The sequence below is a fragment of the Henriciella sp. genome (assembly GCF_029937755.1).
Lineage (GTDB): Bacteria > Pseudomonadota > Alphaproteobacteria > Caulobacterales > Hyphomonadaceae > Henriciella.
Map to the genome: position 1 here is coordinate 353,792 of NZ_JAPYPG010000003.1, position 15,150 is coordinate 368,941.

Sequence of the window (15,150 nt, forward strand, 5' to 3'; positions counted from 1 at the left end):
CTGCCTCGGGGGTCAGGGCGTCTGCAGGGAGCTCACCCAATTCACATCCGCGTCACTGGTGGAGACCATCTCGCCCAGCTCATAGACATTCTCATAGCCATAGCCATAGAGATTGATGAAAGTCGGGATGTTGAGCGCCAGCGGCGCGCGCTTCAGCATCACCGGTTCGATATCATCCTCGAAATTGTTGTTGCAGTAGATGAGGATGCGGGTGTCCTTGGTCGGGATCACATCAGCCAGTTTCTCGTCGGTGAAGTCCGAGAAGTTCAGATGAACCGCGCCATCGACATGGCCGGCCTCGAACGCAAACTGGCTGCGCGTATCGAGGATGATCGTGTCAGGCTGGTCCTTCATTTCATTGAAGTCCACGAGGCTGACCAGGCGGCTCTCACGATAGGCCATGACCTCGTCGCTCATCGCGGCGAAGCCCGGATAATCGATCTCGGCTGAGCCTTTGACCGGATCGCCCTCCTGCGCGCCGGCATTGGCAAGCATGCCGGTGGCAACGAAGGCGATGATCGTGGCGAGGCCAAGAATGGTGTTACGGCGGGCGCCCATGGGTCTGTCTCCTCTATCCCATGAGAGAGACAGTCGGCGGAGATTCGGGCAACTTTGCGGTCAAGTCCGGGCTATTGCGGGATAAAATTGCTGCGAGGGCCGGCAAAATCGTTCCGGATCAGAATCATTTTTCACCCGGCAGACGCGCGAGCCTGCCCGGGAACATTACAGGTTTCAGTGAATCTTCGTCGCGGCTTCCCAGTGTTTCCGGCACAGGGAAACATAGCGCGACTTTTCCACCTCGACCTGCTGGCCTTCGGTGATCGCCTTGCCTTCCGGATCCACCCGGGCAGTCATCGTCGCCTTGCGCCCGCAATGGCAGATCGTGCGGACCTCCCGCAGCTGGTCGGCAATCGCCAGCAGTTCGGCCGAGCCGGGAAACAGCTTGCCCTGGAAGTCTGTGCGCAGGCCGTAGCACATGACCGGGATGTGCAGCTGGTCGGCCACCCGGGCGAGCTGCCAGACCTGTCCGGGCGCGAGGAACTGCGCCTCGTCTATGAAGACCGCATCCACGGCCCCGTCATTCTTCATGGCCGTGATGGCCTCGAAGAGATCGATCTCCTCGCGATAGAGATGTGCCCGCGCATTCAGCCCGATGCGGGAGCTGATCTCGGCGGTTTCCTCCTGCCCCTCGCGATAATGACCGGACGTCCACAACATGACCTGCATGCCGCGTTCGCGGTAATTGTACGCCGACTGCAGCAGGATGGTCGACTTGCCGGCATTCATCGCCGCGTAGATGAAATAGAGTTTCGCCATGTCGAATCCGGTATTGCGGAAACGGCTGGCCATGCCAAGCCGCAGCTGCGCGCGGCTCAGGACTCCTCGGGCGTTTCCACAGGTTCGGTCAGGAAATGGCGCCCGTCCCGGTCCTCGATCTCGAGCACCCAGAGGTCAGGGTCGCGCTCGCGGGCGCGGCGCACATACTCATTCACGGACGCTTCGTCCTCGCCGACGCCCTGCAGCCGCACATCGGAGAAGATGCGCTCGCCCTCCATGCTGGTGCGGGGCACATAGGCCCGCGCGCCGCCATGCAGGTTGGCCACGGTAACAAGCACGTCCCCGCGCGAACGGTCGCCCTTCTGCAGCACGAAGCAGGATGCCCCGGCCACCTGCGCCCGGCGGATCAGCGCATCGACCCAGAGCCATGTCGGCAATCTCTCTTCCTGCATATCCTGCTACACATTCCTCGTTATCTGTTCGCGGCATGGCGCTTGCACCGCCTGTTCCAGATTAAGATACTGGTAACCAGGCGAGGCCCGACAGCATGACCTTGTTTCTTCCGCTGCTCAATTCCGCTGGCACACAGGCTGCCCGCACAGCCAATCAGCACGCCTCGAACCTGTCCTCTTCCAATACGGAAATCGTGTCGAGCCGGGCGCAGGACGCTGTGCAGTCCGGAATTTTCCCGATGGAAGTCGCGCTTGTTGTCCTGGGCTGCCTGATGGCGACCGGCTTTCTTCTGATGTGGCGGGAGTCCCAGATCGAGCGGCGCCAGCACCAGTCGAATCCCTGGTAGATCGCCCCTTACTCGGCAGCATCCTCAACAGCAGCGACATCCCTTGGGTCGGCCTTTGGCAGGACGACCCTCACCCGTGTGCCCTGCCCCGGCGCTGTATCGATGATGACCCGGCCCTTCATCTCGTCGGCAAAGGATTTCACCACCGCAAGACCAAGCCCCGTCCCGGCGCGTCCACGGGCATTGCTTCCCTGCTGGAAGGGTTTCGCGATCCGCTCAAGGTCAGCCTCATCCATGCCGGCGCCATGATCGCGCACAGACAGCGCGACAGCATCGCGGCCCGCCTTGGCATCGAGCAGGATCGTCCCGCCAATGTCGGAATACTTGATCGCATTCGACAGCAGGTTCTGCCAGATCTGGCGCACGGCGCGCGGATCGGCTTGCGCCCACACCTCCGCCTTGGCCAGCAAGGTCACCTTGATGTCGGAGCGCTGGGCCTGTCCGGAGAGCTGGGCGATGACGGATTCGCCGCTGGCGACCAGGTCGACCGGCTCTGAGTCCAGCCGCGCATGGCCGGATTCGGACTTGGCATAATCGAGGATGTCCTCGACCATGAGGAGCAGGTCCTGCCCGCTTTCATGGATAAGCGCGGCATAGTCGCGATACCCCTCAGGCATCGGTCCGCGCAGTTCAGACCGCATGATGTCGGCAAAGCCGAGGATCGCATTGAGCGGGGTCTTCAGCTCATGGCCGAGACCGGCGAAGAAGGCGGTCCGCTCAGCCAGTGCGGTTTCCACGGCTTCGGCGCGGGAAAGGTCATCGGCATCAGTCCCCGGCGCTACCGCCTCGGCAGGATCAGTGGTCTCCGTAACCTCGGTGAGGAAAACCCGCATGCCGAGATCGTGGCGGTCCACGGTGATCTCGACCGTAGAGCCATTGCCGAGCGTCTGCCGGAAGGTACCGCCATTGCTGATGCGGGTCGCCACAGGCTGACGCAGCGCCGCAGGGAAACTCTCGATGAAGACCCGCCCGACATGGAAATTGACGCCCTGCGGCACCGGCCCGGAGACAGACCGGATGCGGCCTTCGCGGGTGACATCGACAATCGTCTCACCAGCCTCAGCGTTATTATTGTTGGCCGCGTCGATCGGATCGAGCCCGGCAGCCGGGCTGTCGGCGGCAGGCGGCAGGTCGCGTGTGACAGAAGGCGGCGTCTGTGGCGGAACGGTCCCCGCAACCGGCAGCCCTCCGCCATCAAGATGATCCTGACGGACAAAACCGGCGATCAGGAACGGCACCAGGCACAGGCCCGCCAGGGCATACATTTCGCTCGCCTCACGCAGGCCACCGGCCCCCGGCATCCCCGCCATCTGGCCGGATACCAGGACGGCACAGAAGGTTGCGACGAGCGAGAACACCGCTGTCTCCACGGCAAGGCGTCTCCATCCGAAGGCGAGCGCGAAGAGCGGCGGAAACAGCACAAAGACCAGCGCCGGCGACGCCATGCCCCCGGAGGCGGCGACAAACAGGCTGCTCATGACGATCCATGGCAGGCAGACCAGGAGCGCGCGCCGGCCACGCGGCCAGTCCAGCCCGCCACGCGCGACCGGCCATGTGGTTAAGACAGGCAGGATACAGAGCGCGACCGCGACCGCGATAATGCGCACATCGGTTCCCCGGACAGCCACGAAAGCCGTCGCCACGCCCACAAGGACGAGCCAGAGCAGAAAAATACCCGAAAGGAAGGTTTTGCGCATTGTGTTAACAGACCAGTCAGATTTGTTAGTCATTGTTGGTAACGTTGAAAGATTAAACTTTCAGCAGGAACCGATTTCTGGGGGTAGAATACGCTTTGAAATCCCGGAATGATAGGTCACCATATAGTCAGCTAATGCGAGGGAGCCTGACGATGAAACTGACCCGTATGCATGCGGCCGCGCTTGGCGCTGTTGCGCTTGCCTTTACTGCAACCGCCCAGACAGCGCCTGCACCTGAAGTGCAAAACGCAGCCGCACCGGAATCAGCAACTGCCCCGGACCCGCTATCATCGGCCGCCGCAGTGTACGCGACATTCCATGGCGATGTTACCGACATCAAACGCAACAGCTTCAAGAGTTCGTCCGATATCCAGACGGCTCTGGAAGAGCTGGGCGGACAGAATTCCGAACAGCTCACCCGCGGCTGGATGGCCTACTCGGCCCTCGTCGCCTCCCAGAACCCCGAATTCCGCGCCGCCGTGCGCGATATTGAAGGCTTCTACGGCAAGGACGTCTTCGTCCGCGGCCTTCAGAATGATGTGCGTTATGCCCGCTCGCTGAACGGTGGCAACTCGGCGGTCCGCTCCGCCCTCGGCGCTGTCGATGCCGACTCCAAGCGTCTTGCGACCACGGCCGCCTTCGTCAAGGAACAGGCCTATTCGCTTCAGGGCCAGGGCTGGGCAAAAGGCAGGGTCGGAGATTCCGGCGCCATTGCCACCCAGCTGCGCGCTTCCTCGCTCACTGGCCGTCCGGCTCGCAAGGACATGGTCAGCGCCTTCTCCGCACCGGGCATCGATACGGTTCTCGTCTCCGCCGGCAAGAGCGGTGCTCCCTCGATCTGGGAGAATGTCTCAAGCGCCGCCTCGGCCATCCGTGTGCCGGATGTGGCCAGCGCGATTGGCATCTCCAACCGCGGCATCGCCTCCGGCAAGGAGCCGATTGCAGACCAGATCGCAACGCTTGCCGCCTACCGCGTGATTGGTGGTGACGGCGCCGCCGCTGCCCCGATGCAGCGCGCAATGACCGAAAAGCAGACCGCCGGCTGTCTCAACATGGCACAGCTCAACCTGCAGCAATGTGTGGCCGCCGCGCACCAGCACTTCGAAGTGCCTTTCTGCATCGGTGAGCATGCGCTTGCTGAGGTTGGCACTTGCATCAGCAAGGTCAGCAAGTAAGCTTCCCTTACTTTTCAATCTCTTATTCCCCGGTGCGTCTTTGATGCGCCGGGGTTTTCTTTTGGACCAAGCCAGCCCAAATAGCCTCCATGACTGTTCAGGACCGCGCCGACGATATCTCCGCCGAGTTCGAGTTTCTCGATGACTGGGAAACCCGCTACGCCCACATCATCGACCTGGGCAAGGCCAATCCCCCGCTCGCACCCGAAGAACGGACCGAAGAAACCCGTGTGCGCGGCTGTGCTTCCCAGGTCTGGATGGTGCTTGAGGATGAGGATGACGGCGCGCTGAAAATCCGCGCCGAGTCCGATGCGATGATCGTTTCCGGACTGATCGCCCTGCTGATCCGCCTCTTCTCCGGGGCAAGGCGCGAGGAGATCCTCGCCTTCGACACGCCCGCCTTTCTCGAACAGATCGGGGTGACAGGCGCGCTTTCGGCACAACGCTCCAACGGTCTGAACTCGATGCTGGAGCGCATCAGGACAGTTGCAGGCGCTCAATCGGCGGCGGGGTAACCGGCGCCTGCCCGCCCCCGATACAGGCGGCTGCGCGCAAGCGAATCTCCAGATCATCCAGCCAGTCATCGACCTGCGGATCGTCACGGAAATCCTCGATCCGGTGACAGCCATGCGCAATCGTCGACCGGTCACGGCCCATCGCCCCGGCGATGCGCGCCAGACTCATGCCCAGCACGACATGGCTGAGATACATGGTGACCTGGCGGGCCCGGGCGATCCGGTGCTCGCGCTCCGCCTGGTTGAGGATCGTCTCTGCCGGGATACCCAGCGAAAAGCCGGTCAGGCCTGCAGCGAGGCGTACATTCTGCTCATCATTCTGACGCGATGATCTGTTCATATCCAACTCCTGATGTCCGATGAGCCAATCCTAGGCTCCCGGCACAGGTGTAGGATATTTTTCCTATATCAGGAAATCAATCCCGAAGAGAATCAGGCTGCAAGGCCATGGGGCCGGCCGGAAAAGATGCCGAACGGTTTGGGATCGTCCGTGCTTTCATGGGCCACCAGCACATCGTGACAGAGGACCAGGCTTGCCGCCCCCGCCCCGCCGCCGAGCGGCAGGCGCAGCCAGGCGTGGCGATCCTTCGCCCTGTCGATGATACCGCCAACCGGGACAGCGCGATCAATTGCGGCTGAAAGGCCGAGCGACCACATCTCTGCCTTCTCCCTGTCGAGCTCACGCAAAGCCCGGCCCCGCATCTCGCCGCCAAGTATCCGGCGCAGGCCGGACCCGGCGATGCGGAAGCGCGCCTCGCCCCGGTCATCCACCTCGACGATCGAGATCGACGCCAGATGGGCGCGCAGCGCACCGGGATCGATATCGCTTTTTCCTGGAAGAAGACGCGTGCCCCGGACGCTATGCCAATGGGCAACAATCTCTCTCTGTGCGGCATTCAGCCCGCGGAATCCTGCTTTTGCATTCATCTCAGCCACCCCCGTGACGTTGTGATACGTCTAGGTGTGACCGAATTCGATTCCGCCGACAAGAGTTATGGATGTAAAAAATTAACCATGACTGAAGAAATACTTCGTTTCGAAATCGTAACGTTCAAATTACGGAAGCGAAACGAAGTATAAATTCGGTCTGTCCTGTTACTTCTTTCCAGTCCCGAGACCCATCTGCTTTGCAAGCTTGGAGCGCTTGCGCGCATAGCTCGGCGCGACCATCGGATAGTCGTAAGGCAGGTTCCACTTTTCGCGGTATTCCTCGGGCGTCATGTCGTACTTTGCCCGAAGGTGGCGCTTCAGGGATTTGAACTTCTTCCCGTCTTCAAGACAGATGATGTAATCATCGGTCACCGACTTCTTGACCGGAATGGCCGGCTTTACATCCGGGCTCTCGACAGCCGTGCCCGACAGGCCGGTCAGGGTCGCGTGCACACTGCGAATGAGATTGGAAAGCTCACTACTCTGGACGGGATTGTTGCTCACATAGGCCGCCACGATTTCTGTCGTGCGTTCGAGCGCTTCAATCTTGGTCGATGCGCCTTGTTCTGCGGATGCGTCCACTGTCTACTCCAACACTGTTTTACGATAAAGCTGTCATCATACAATCAGACACAAGTGTAAACAGGTGCAGTCCTCAAAGCTAAAGGAAAATGACAGTTACCGAATTCTGCACCTTGATCCAAGTTACTCTTGGTCAGGCGCATCTTTTCTGCGCAACCTTTGAGAGAAAGACATTCCGATTTCTTGGGATGCCTGTTTCTAGCGGATGAAGAAGGCCACGAGCAGGGACAGCCCCAACAGGACGACCGTCCACACAGCCATGCTGTTATAGAGCTCGCCGCGCGCCAGCGTGCCGCGTGGGCTGAAAGCCGCTTCAAGCCGGCGGAAGGCGCGTGAGGACAAGCTGCCGAAGACACCGCTCATGGTCGGCCCGACCTTGGTCCAGACCGACCCGCTCCAGCGCGCCAGGCCATAGCCGAGCTTGCGCCACAGGATATCGGTATCGAGGATGATGCCCCGCTTCTCCGGCGGATAGGCCCCGATGCGCTGCAGCACCACGAAGGCGAAGATCGCCAGGATCAGGAGCTGCATCTGCGTGAGGATGTGATCGGCCGTGTAGGGCTCGTATCCCATTGTCTTCGGATCGTCGGCATAGGGCAGGATCGAGTACAGCCAGTCGAAGCCGAAGCCCGGGATCAGGGCCGGCAGGCCGACGCCCACACAGATGAAGGCGGCCGCGCCCATGGCGAGCAGCATGTTGAACGGCGCTTCCTTGGGCCGCTTGCCGCTGTCATGGCCGAAGAAGGCGAAGTACGGGATCTTGATGCCCGAATGCTCCAGCACGCCGGCAGAGGCAAACAGCAGCATCAGCCACGGGATGACAAAGCCGGCATAGGCCACCGCGCTCATCGACAGCGATTTCGAGACAAAGCCCGAGAACAGCGGGAAGGCCGAGATCGAGGCCGCCCCGATCAGGCAGAAGACGGTCGTCCACGGCATCGTGCGGTGAAGCCCGCCCAGCTCGGTCGCCTTGGTCGTGCCGGTGCGGTAGAGGACCGCGCCCATGCTCATGAACAGCAGCGACTTGTACATGATGTGACTGAAGGCGTGGGCGGCGGCGCCATTCAGCGCCAGCGGCGTGCCGATACCGATCGCACAGACCATGAAGCCGAGCTGGTTGTTGAGCGAGAAAGACAGGACCTTGCGCAGATCGTTCTCCACCACCGCGAAGAAGACCGGATAGACGGTCATGATTGCGCCGATCCAGACAAGGCTCGTCTCGCCCGGGAAGATGCGGGCCAGCGCGTAGATGGCGAGCTTCGTCGTAAACGCAGACAGCACCACCGTGCCGGTCACCGTCGCTTTCGGATAGGCGTCGGCCAGCCAGGTGTGCAAGAAGGGGAAGCCCGCCTTGATGCCGAGCGCGAGGAAGATCAGCAGCACACCCGGATTGCCAAGCTCGAGCTGGCGTACGGAGATATCGCCGGTCGCGAAGTAGAGCTGCATCGCACCGAACAGCAGCAGCACGCCTGACAGGACATGCAGGCCGAGATAGCGCATCCCCGCCTTGTAGGCGGCGCGTGTGCCGGACTGGAAGATCAGGAAGACCGACGTGACGGCCGTCAGCTCCCAGAAGACGAACAGGCTGATGAAGTCACCACAGAAACAGGCCGCCACGGCCGCGCCCATATAGGCGAGCCCCATGGAGTCCTCGATCTGGCTGTCCTGGTGCAGCGCATAGACGGCATTGATGAGGGCCGCGATGAGGAAGGCGAGCGCGAAGATGAAGGACAGCCCGTCGACCCGGTAGAACACCATGTCGAAGCCCATCATGCTCATCGTCGCGAGGTCGGTGTCCCGCGTTGCCGTCAGCAGCATCAGCAGAGCGATGACCGGCGCCGCCAGCGCCAGGCCCTGACGGACCCGCTGCACAGGCGTCATACCGGCGATCAGGCCGGCAAGGATCAGGACAAGCCCGGGATTGATCGTGCCCAGCAATCCGCTCATGGGTGAGGCTCCTCACCGGCAGGCTCTGACTCGTCGTCATAATAGTCTTCTTCGCGGCGCATCAGCCGGCCAAGCGGCCAGCCCGCCAGCACAACCAGCGCGAAGGAGCCAAAGCCCCACCAGGCATAGAAGCCCGTGATCGCGTCGATATTGAAATAGGCGTGGCGGAAGTGATGCCCCTCCCCGGCCGCCATCTCGAGCAGCGGCTCGACCAGGATCAGGCCCAGCGAGGCCACGGCGAACAGGATAAAGAGGAGACGGCCCGTCCACGGCTTTGACGTCCAGCCGAAAAGCAGCTTGGCCGTTGGCCTGGTATGGCTGTCATCCGGCAGCGCATGCTCACCATGATCGCTCAGATGCGGCGGCTTGGTGGAGTCGCTCATCACTGGCCTCCAATGGCTGGCAAGAGGAAATCATAGAGCGCGCCCATGAAGAAGAACAGGACGAGCGTTCCGACGGCGGTAAAGACCGGGGCGGCGACGGTAAACATCGGTGCCCCTTCCGGACGCTTGTAGGGCGCCGGCTCCGGCGTGCCCTTCGGCGGCATCAGGCCGAGGATCGCGATCGGCAGCAGGTAGGCGATATTCAGCAGCGAAGAGATGATCAGTACCCAGGCGACATAGCTGTCGCCGGAATCGGCAGAACCGAGCATCAGAAGCACTTTCGGCCAGGCCCCGGCAAAAGGCGGAATGCCGATAATCGACAGGGAGCCGACCAGGAAGGCGCCGAACACCCAGGGCATCCGCCGGCCCAGGCCACGCATTTCAGAGATCGCCTTCTTGCCGGTCGCGACATAGATCGCGCCTGCGCACATGAACAGCGTCATCTTGCCGAAGGCGTGCGCCGGGATCTGCAGCGCCCCGCCCATCATGCCGGCCTGTGTGGCGAGCATCACGCCCGCCGTTACATAAGCGAGCTGGCCAACCGTCGAATAGGCGAGCCGTGCCTTCAGATCATCCTTGGTCAGCGCGATCAGTGACGCGACGATGATCGTGAAACACGCCACCGCAAGCACGAAGTCGCGCGCCGGGGTCTCCTTCAGTAGGTCGATGCCGAAGACATAGAGCCCCACCTTCGCCATGGTGAACACACCGGCCTTCACGACGGCCACCGCGTGCAGCAGGGCCGAGACAGGCGTTGGCGCGACCATCGCGTTCGGCAGCCAGAAATGTACCGGCATCAGGGCTGCCTTGCCGATCCCGAAGGCAAACAGGATCAACAGCACGCTCGCAATGACGGGCGTCACGCCCTCCACGCCGGCAAGCAGGCCGCCGGGAACGAAGTCCATGCTGCCGGCCAGCGTGGCTGTCCAGATGATGGCGACAAGGAACAGGCCGATCGAGGTCGCCAGCAGCGTCATCAGGTAGATGCGCCCGCCACGCAGGGCATTTGCGTCTTCCTTGTGGGCGACCAGCGGGAAGGTCGACAGCGTCAGCACTTCGTAGAAGACGAACAGCGTGAACAGGTTCGCCGCCATGGCGACGCCCACCGCGCCCAGCAGGGCAATGGCAAAACAGATATAGAAGCGCGTCTGGTTGCGCTCCCGGTTCCCGCGCATATAGCCGATGGAATAGAAGCTGTTGACGATCCACAGACCGCTCGCGACCAGCGCGAACATGGCGCCCAGCGGCTCCATCTTGAAGGCGAATTCCAGCCCCGGCACCGACGTGCCAAGCGCCAGGCTCGCAGGATTGTCACCGCTGACCGTGGCCGCCAGCCCGATCGCAACGACAAACAGCGCGGCAGCACCAAGCAGCGTTACACCCTCACGCACATCCGGCAGGCGCCCGGTGAAAAAGATGCCGGCTGCCGTCAGCAGCGGGATGATCAGGGCCGCAAGGATCAGCGTCTCACCGGTCATTTCACGCCTCCGATGAACAGGGCGGCGGCGGCATCATCGGCGAGGCCGGAAACAAAGCTGCCACTGATGCCGACCCAGATATTGGCGAGCGCCAGCACCCAGAGCGGGAGGAGCAGGAGCAGCGGGGCTTCCTTGTGGCGCTTCTGCGGATTGTTGGGCGGCCGGAAGAACACCGCCTCCAGGATCCGGCCCATATAGATCACGGCCAGGACCGAGGAGAACACCACGATCATCGCCGCCCACCACCAGCCGCTATCCAGCAGCGCCGAAACAAGCGCGAACTTAGACTGGAAGCCTGCCGTCAGCGGCACGCCGATCAGCGAGAGCGCGGCAATGGCGAAAGCCGTCATCGTCCACGGCGCACTGCGGCCAAGGCCGGTAAAGTCGTGGATACGGGTGCCCTGATAGGTCAGGACGACACCGGCCACAGCCATGAACAGCGCGCCTTTCATCAGGGCGTGGTTCACCAGGTGGAACATGCCCGCGGACACACCGGCGGCCGTGCCAAGCGAGATGCCGAGCAGCATGTAGCCGACCTGCGCCACCGAGGAATAGGCCAGCGTGCGACGCACATCGGTCTGGAAGATCGCCTGGAAGGAACAGGCCAGCATCGCCGCAATGCCCATTGGCGCGAGGATCATGGCGAGGCTTGCACCCTCGAAGATGTATTCCAGCGAGAAGACAGAGAAGAGGAAGCGCACCAGCGCATAGATCGCGACCTTGGTCGCGGTCGCCGCGAGGAAGGCGGTGACGAAGCTCGGGCTGTAGGAATAGGCGTTCGGCAGCCACTGGTGCAGCGGGAACATCGCCGCCTTCAGGCCGAGGCCGACAAGGATGAAGGCAAAACCGACCTGAACCGCCCGATTGCCGCCAACATCCTGAAGCTGCAGCGAGAGGTCGGCCATGTTGAGCGTGCCCGTCGAGGCATAGAGGAAGCCGACACCGACGACATAGAAGCTCGCGCCGATCGTGCCCATGAGGAGGTAGTTGATCGCCGCAGGCAGCGCCCGGCGATCACGCCCGGAGCCGAGCGCGACCAGCACATAGGTCGCAATCGAGGAGAGTTCGAGGAAGACGAAGAGGTTGAACGCGTCGCCCGTCGAGGTGACGCCGAGCAGGCCCATGAAGCAAACGAGGAAAGCGCCGAAGAACATGGCGCGCTTCTGTTCGTTGATCTCCGCCTGGACGGTCGGCCAGCCGAAGATACTCGTCAGGAAGGCAATCGCGCTGACCAGCATCAGAACCAGCACGTTCAGCGCATCGATGCGGAATTCGATCCCGTGCGGCGGGGCCCAGCCACCCATGGCGTAGGAGATGATGGCCCCGCCCTCGACTGAGCGGACCTGCGCCAGCAGGACAAGCGACAGCAGCAGGCAGAGCCCGGTCACGACGACCGTCATAAGCCAGGCCGTACGCCCCTGCCCCGGCAGGAACACGCAAAGCGGTGCCGCCATCAGCGGCAGAATAATCATCAAGGCCGGGGCATGCGCTTCGGCCCATGCCGGCACCATCTGCAGGATCCACTCCATCATGCCGGGTTCGCCTCGCCAGGATGATCTTCAGCATATTCAGCGAGCGCGACGTCGAGGTCCATCTCGCGGATCTCGTCGCTCTCGATCGTGCCATAGGCCTCGCGGATGCGGACCACGATGGCGAGCCCGACCGCCAGGGTCGCCACGCCGACCACAATTGCTGTCAGCATCAGGACGTGCGGCAACGGGTTGGAATAGACATGTTCCATGCCGTGGCTGGCTGCGCCATGGGCAGCATCGACGGCATTCTGCGCAGCATCCGGGGCAGCATGGGTCGCGTCGGCGGCGTGGCTTGCCGCGGCTTCCTCGCCATGCCCGCCGCCATGGGATTTCGCATCCTTGCCGTAGAGGATCGGCGCGGTGCCGCCATCGATACGGCTGAGCGAGATGTAGAACAGGATGATCGAGGTCTGGAAGATCGACAGGCCGACCAGCCGCTTGATCAGATTGGTTGCGGCAAACAGCGTGTAGAGGCCGATCATCATCAGGCCGATGATCGCCCAGTAATTGCCGCGCTCGAGAATGAATTCCAGCATCTACCAGTCCTCATCCTTGATTTCGGTGACCCGGCCCGCAAAGGCGTAGAAGATCGACAGCATCGAGCCGGCCACCGCCAGCAGGACGCCAAGCTCGATCAACAGGATGCCATAGTGCTGGCCGTCATGCCCGCCGGGCGGCTCGTTGAAGAGCGCATCATAGTCGAGATAATTCCCGCCCATCAGCAGCGCCCAGACACCAACGCCGCCATAGAGCAGGAAGCCGATGGCCGCGAGCGAGCGGGTAAACACCGGCGGCACGGCCCTCATCGCCGGCGTGATGCCGAAAATCAGCGAGTAGAGGATCACCGCCACGGCAAGGATGACACCGGCCTGGAAGCCGCCGCCGGGGCTATAGTCGCCATGGAACTGCACATAGAAGGCAAACAGCGCGATAATCGGGATCAGCGGCTTGGCGACAACGCGCAGGATGACGTGGTGGTCGGTCTTCTGGCTCATCCGTCCCGGCCTCCCTTCTTGCGCCCGATGGTCGCCGAGAGCGAGCGTTCACCGAAGCCGAGCAGCAGGATCACCGCCAGCGCAGCGGAGAAGACCACGCCGACCTCGCCCAGCGTATCGAACCCCCGATAGGAGGCGAGAACCGCCGTGACGATGTTCGGGACACCGATCTCCTGCGGCGTGCGCTCGATATAGTCGGTGCCGACATAGGTGTTGGCCGGGCTGTCCGGATCCCCGAAGGCCGGCAGGTCGATGGTCGCATAGACCAGCATGCACCCCGTCGCGATGACGACGAAGAGCGGAATGATGGTGCTCTTGCCCTTCTCGGGCTTGGCCGTGCGCGAGGTCAGCAGCATTGCGCCGAGCAGCAGCGCGGTCGAGATCCCCGCGCCCACAGCCGCCTCGGTAAACGCCACGTCGACGGCATCGAGCGCGACAAACCAGGTCGCCGAGATCAGCGAGTAGATGCCCGACAGCATCACGATGGCAAACAGGCTGCGCATGCGCGCAATCGCGATCGCCGAGACGAACAGCAGGCCGAGCAGGACGACGTTGATCAGCGCAATGGCGAGATTGGCGCCTTCATATCCGGTCATCACGCGCCTCCTTCATCGTCAGCACCCGCGCCGTCACGCTGGCGGCCGATGACGGGCTGGAGGCCGGCGGTATGCGCGGCATTGGCCAGCGCGTGCGAACCGGTCGGCCCGGTCAGGAACAGGAACAGCCAGATGGCGGCAAGCTTGAACACGATCAGCCAGGTCGGCGCGAGAAGCGCCATACCGACAAGCGTCAGCGTGGCCGCACCCGTATCGGTGATACTGGCGGCATGCAGGCGGGTGTAGAAATCGGGAAAGCGCAGCACGCCGACCGTACCGATGATGGCAAGCCCCGCCCCGACAAGGCAGAGGAAAGCGCCAAGCACCGGCTTCACCGCCATGATCACGTCCATGACCTCAGGCATCGTCACCTCCCGACTGGGAGCGGCGCTGCGGCATGGTGCGGCGCATCAGCGGCACCTGGAAGGAGCGGTAACGGAAGAATTTCAGGATCGCGATCGTCGAAACGAAGTTGATCAGGGCGTAGAGCACCGAAATATCAAGAAAATCCGGGCGCCCGAGCACAAAGCCGAGAACCCCGATAAACAGCACGATCTTTGTGCCGAGCGAGTTCATCGCCAGCACGCGATCATACAGCGTCGGCCCGCTCAGCGCGCGAATCAGCATGAGGCCGATGGCAACGATCAGTCCGATGGCAGCCGCTCCGATCATGCGGTCACTTCCCCCTTGGAGGATTTGCGCCCATCGGCAGCGCGTGCGGACCGTTCATCCATCTCGGCGAAGGAATCAGGCGTTGCCTCTTCCTCGAACAGGGCGTGGACGAGCAGCTTGTCGCCTTCCACCTCGACCGTCACCGTGCCCGGCGTCAGCGTGATGGAATTGGCGAAGATCGTCTTGGCGAAGTCGCTTTCACAGCGCGTCTTCACCTTCACCAGCGCCGGATTGATATCGAGATCGGCGCGCACGCATGCCTTGATGACCGGCCAGTTCGCTTTGAAGATCTCGACCAGCAGCCAGGCCCAGTAGGCAAAGAGCTGCGGCGTACGCGCATATGGAACGCCTTCACGGTCGACCGTTTCGAGGCGGGCGGCCAGGAGGATGGAAATGGCAATGGAGATAACTGACAGCGTCAGGAGCAGCGGCTCGTAGATGCCCGACAGGCCGAGCCAGAGCGCCCCCAAGACGACGATCAGCCCCAGTAAATAGCCCACGCGAACCCGCTCCGAAATTACGTAAATTCCCTTACCCGTCGCTGTTACTTGCTCACATCAGGTTTGACCAG

The 15,150-nt window shown here is 62.4% G+C and carries 20 protein-coding genes; 3 read left to right on the forward strand and 17 right to left on the reverse strand.

Translation table 11 applies throughout. From position 1 onward, the window contains the following. Nucleotides 1-12 precede the first annotated feature (12 nt). The 3 genes from Q1K29_RS09330 to Q1K29_RS09340 all read right to left on the reverse strand — a co-directional run bounded on the left by Q1K29_RS09330 (nt 13) and on the right by Q1K29_RS09340 (nt 1,715). A complete protein-coding gene (locus tag Q1K29_RS09330) occupies nt 13-558 on the reverse strand; it encodes a rhodanese-like domain-containing protein (RefSeq protein ID WP_300393777.1) in 546 nt (181 codons plus the stop codon). Nucleotides 559-732: 174 nt separating this feature from the next. Continuing rightward, the gene (locus Q1K29_RS09335) at nt 733-1,317 is read right to left on the reverse strand and encodes a thymidine kinase (RefSeq protein ID WP_366524190.1); all 585 of its coding nucleotides are present in this window, start codon (nt 1,315-1,317) and stop codon (nt 733-735) included. Nucleotides 1,318-1,373: 56 nt separating this feature from the next. Next, the gene (locus Q1K29_RS09340; protein ID WP_300393782.1) at nt 1,374-1,715 is read right to left on the reverse strand and encodes a DUF1491 family protein; all 342 of its coding nucleotides are present in this window, start codon (nt 1,713-1,715) and stop codon (nt 1,374-1,376) included. 110 nt (nt 1,716-1,825) lie between these two features. On the opposite strand from Q1K29_RS09340, the gene Q1K29_RS09345 reads away from it, so the two are divergent. Further along, nucleotides 1,826-2,077, forward strand: coding sequence for a hypothetical protein (locus Q1K29_RS09345; protein ID WP_300393785.1), 252 nt, complete (start codon nt 1,826-1,828; stop codon nt 2,075-2,077). A gap of 8 nt (nt 2,078-2,085) precedes the next feature. On the opposite strand, the gene Q1K29_RS09350 is transcribed toward Q1K29_RS09345, so the two are convergent. Beyond that, nucleotides 2,086-3,774, reverse strand: coding sequence for a HAMP domain-containing sensor histidine kinase (locus tag Q1K29_RS09350; RefSeq protein WP_300393788.1), 1,689 nt, complete (start codon nt 3,772-3,774; stop codon nt 2,086-2,088). A gap of 152 nt (nt 3,775-3,926) precedes the next feature. Here Q1K29_RS09350 and Q1K29_RS09355 point away from each other — a divergent pair, with 152 nt between their 5' ends. Both Q1K29_RS09355 and Q1K29_RS09360 read left to right on the forward strand, forming a co-directional pair. Next, the gene (locus Q1K29_RS09355; protein ID WP_300393791.1) at nt 3,927-4,949 is read left to right on the forward strand and encodes a hypothetical protein; all 1,023 of its coding nucleotides are present in this window, start codon (nt 3,927-3,929) and stop codon (nt 4,947-4,949) included. Between the two features lie 89 nt (nt 4,950-5,038). Then, nucleotides 5,039-5,464, forward strand: coding sequence for a SufE family protein (locus Q1K29_RS09360; protein WP_300393793.1), 426 nt, complete (start codon nt 5,039-5,041; stop codon nt 5,462-5,464). Here the strand turns inward: Q1K29_RS09360 and Q1K29_RS09365 are convergent. The 13 genes from Q1K29_RS09365 to Q1K29_RS09425 all read right to left on the reverse strand — a co-directional run bounded on the left by Q1K29_RS09365 (nt 5,427) and on the right by Q1K29_RS09425 (nt 15,079). Continuing rightward, nucleotides 5,427-5,804 carry a helix-turn-helix domain-containing protein gene (locus tag Q1K29_RS09365; protein ID WP_300393796.1) on the reverse strand — a complete coding sequence of 126 codons (378 nt, stop codon included), beginning with the start codon at nt 5,802-5,804 and terminating at the stop codon, nt 5,427-5,429. The two genes, Q1K29_RS09360 and Q1K29_RS09365, sit on opposite strands and share 38 nt — an antisense overlap. A 92-nt stretch (nt 5,805-5,896) precedes the next feature. Further along, entirely contained in the window at nt 5,897-6,391 is a 495-nt protein-coding gene (locus tag Q1K29_RS09370) for a PAS domain-containing protein (protein WP_300393799.1), read from the reverse strand. A 168-nt stretch (nt 6,392-6,559) separates the two neighbouring features. Beyond that, a complete protein-coding gene (locus tag Q1K29_RS09375; protein WP_300393801.1) occupies nt 6,560-6,976 on the reverse strand; it encodes a MucR family transcriptional regulator in 417 nt (138 codons plus the stop codon). Between the two features lie 198 nt (nt 6,977-7,174). Then, nucleotides 7,175-8,923, reverse strand: a complete 1,749-nt coding sequence (locus Q1K29_RS09380) for a Na(+)/H(+) antiporter subunit D (RefSeq protein ID WP_300393805.1) — start codon at nt 8,921-8,923, stop codon at nt 7,175-7,177. Further along, on the reverse strand, nt 8,920-9,306 hold the full coding sequence (locus Q1K29_RS09385) for a hypothetical protein (RefSeq protein ID WP_300393807.1): 387 nt from the start codon (nt 9,304-9,306) through the stop codon (nt 8,920-8,922). The genes Q1K29_RS09380 and Q1K29_RS09385 overlap by 4 nt, the downstream gene beginning before the upstream one ends. Next, entirely contained in the window at nt 9,306-10,784 is a 1,479-nt protein-coding gene (locus Q1K29_RS09390; protein ID WP_300393810.1) for a proton-conducting transporter membrane subunit, read from the reverse strand. Before Q1K29_RS09390 ends, Q1K29_RS09385 begins: the two co-directional genes overlap by 1 nt. Beyond that, nucleotides 10,781-12,316 carry a monovalent cation/H+ antiporter subunit D family protein gene (locus tag Q1K29_RS09395; RefSeq protein ID WP_300393814.1) on the reverse strand — a complete coding sequence of 512 codons (1,536 nt, stop codon included), beginning with the start codon at nt 12,314-12,316 and terminating at the stop codon, nt 10,781-10,783. The genes Q1K29_RS09390 and Q1K29_RS09395 overlap by 4 nt, the downstream gene beginning before the upstream one ends. Next, entirely contained in the window at nt 12,313-12,852 is a 540-nt protein-coding gene (locus Q1K29_RS09400) for a cation:proton antiporter subunit C (protein WP_300393817.1), read from the reverse strand. The genes Q1K29_RS09395 and Q1K29_RS09400 overlap by 4 nt, the downstream gene beginning before the upstream one ends. After that, nucleotides 12,853-13,311 (reverse strand): Na(+)/H(+) antiporter subunit B, encoded by a 459-nt coding sequence (locus tag Q1K29_RS09405; protein WP_300393820.1) that lies wholly within the window; start codon nt 13,309-13,311, stop codon nt 12,853-12,855. It lies immediately after the preceding gene. Next, nucleotides 13,308-13,907, reverse strand: a complete 600-nt coding sequence (locus Q1K29_RS09410; protein ID WP_300393823.1) for a DUF4040 domain-containing protein — start codon at nt 13,905-13,907, stop codon at nt 13,308-13,310. Before Q1K29_RS09410 ends, Q1K29_RS09405 begins: the two co-directional genes overlap by 4 nt. Further along, nucleotides 13,907-14,272, reverse strand: a complete 366-nt coding sequence (gene mnhG / locus Q1K29_RS09415; RefSeq protein WP_300393826.1) for a monovalent cation/H(+) antiporter subunit G — start codon at nt 14,270-14,272, stop codon at nt 13,907-13,909. The genes Q1K29_RS09410 and mnhG overlap by 1 nt, the downstream gene beginning before the upstream one ends. Continuing rightward, nucleotides 14,265-14,579 carry a monovalent cation/H+ antiporter complex subunit F gene (locus Q1K29_RS09420; RefSeq protein WP_300393829.1) on the reverse strand — a complete coding sequence of 105 codons (315 nt, stop codon included), beginning with the start codon at nt 14,577-14,579 and terminating at the stop codon, nt 14,265-14,267. The genes mnhG and Q1K29_RS09420 overlap by 8 nt, the downstream gene beginning before the upstream one ends. Next, nucleotides 14,576-15,079, reverse strand: coding sequence for a Na+/H+ antiporter subunit E (locus Q1K29_RS09425; protein WP_300393832.1), 504 nt, complete (start codon nt 15,077-15,079; stop codon nt 14,576-14,578). Before Q1K29_RS09425 ends, Q1K29_RS09420 begins: the two co-directional genes overlap by 4 nt. Between the last annotated feature and the right edge of the window lie 71 nt (nt 15,080-15,150).

Bases quoted from the DNA above. Each gene is read 5' to 3' on its own strand.
- Q1K29_RS09330 (WP_300393777.1), bottom strand. From the start codon at position 558: ATGGGCGCCCGCCGTAACACCATTCTTGGCCTCGCCACGATCATCGCC.
- Q1K29_RS09335 (WP_366524190.1), bottom strand. From the start codon at position 1,317: ATGGCGAAACTCTATTTCATCTACGCGGCGATGAATGCCGGCAAGTCG.
- Q1K29_RS09345 (WP_300393785.1), top strand. From the start codon at position 1,826: ATGACCTTGTTTCTTCCGCTGCTCAATTCCGCTGGCACACAGGCTGCC.
- Q1K29_RS09350 (WP_300393788.1), bottom strand. From the start codon at position 3,774: ATGCGCAAAACCTTCCTTTCGGGTATTTTTCTGCTCTGGCTCGTCCTT.
- Q1K29_RS09355 (WP_300393791.1), top strand. From the start codon at position 3,927: ATGAAACTGACCCGTATGCATGCGGCCGCGCTTGGCGCTGTTGCGCTT.
- Q1K29_RS09360 (WP_300393793.1), top strand. From the start codon at position 5,039: ATGACTGTTCAGGACCGCGCCGACGATATCTCCGCCGAGTTCGAGTTT.
- Q1K29_RS09365 (WP_300393796.1), bottom strand. From the start codon at position 5,804: ATGAACAGATCATCGCGTCAGAATGATGAGCAGAATGTACGCCTCGCT.
- Q1K29_RS09370 (WP_300393799.1), bottom strand. From the start codon at position 6,391: ATGAATGCAAAAGCAGGATTCCGCGGGCTGAATGCCGCACAGAGAGAG.
- Q1K29_RS09380 (WP_300393805.1), bottom strand. From the start codon at position 8,923: ATGAGCGGATTGCTGGGCACGATCAATCCCGGGCTTGTCCTGATCCTT.
- Q1K29_RS09385 (WP_300393807.1), bottom strand. From the start codon at position 9,306: ATGAGCGACTCCACCAAGCCGCCGCATCTGAGCGATCATGGTGAGCAT.
- Q1K29_RS09390 (WP_300393810.1), bottom strand. From the start codon at position 10,784: ATGACCGGTGAGACGCTGATCCTTGCGGCCCTGATCATCCCGCTGCTG.
- Q1K29_RS09395 (WP_300393814.1), bottom strand. From the start codon at position 12,316: ATGATGGAGTGGATCCTGCAGATGGTGCCGGCATGGGCCGAAGCGCAT.
- Q1K29_RS09400 (WP_300393817.1), bottom strand. From the start codon at position 12,852: ATGCTGGAATTCATTCTCGAGCGCGGCAATTACTGGGCGATCATCGGC.
- Q1K29_RS09405 (WP_300393820.1), bottom strand. From the start codon at position 13,311: ATGAGCCAGAAGACCGACCACCACGTCATCCTGCGCGTTGTCGCCAAG.
- Q1K29_RS09410 (WP_300393823.1), bottom strand. From the start codon at position 13,907: ATGACCGGATATGAAGGCGCCAATCTCGCCATTGCGCTGATCAACGTC.
- mnhG (WP_300393826.1), bottom strand. From the start codon at position 14,272: ATGCCTGAGGTCATGGACGTGATCATGGCGGTGAAGCCGGTGCTTGGC.
- Q1K29_RS09420 (WP_300393829.1), bottom strand. From the start codon at position 14,579: ATGATCGGAGCGGCTGCCATCGGACTGATCGTTGCCATCGGCCTCATG.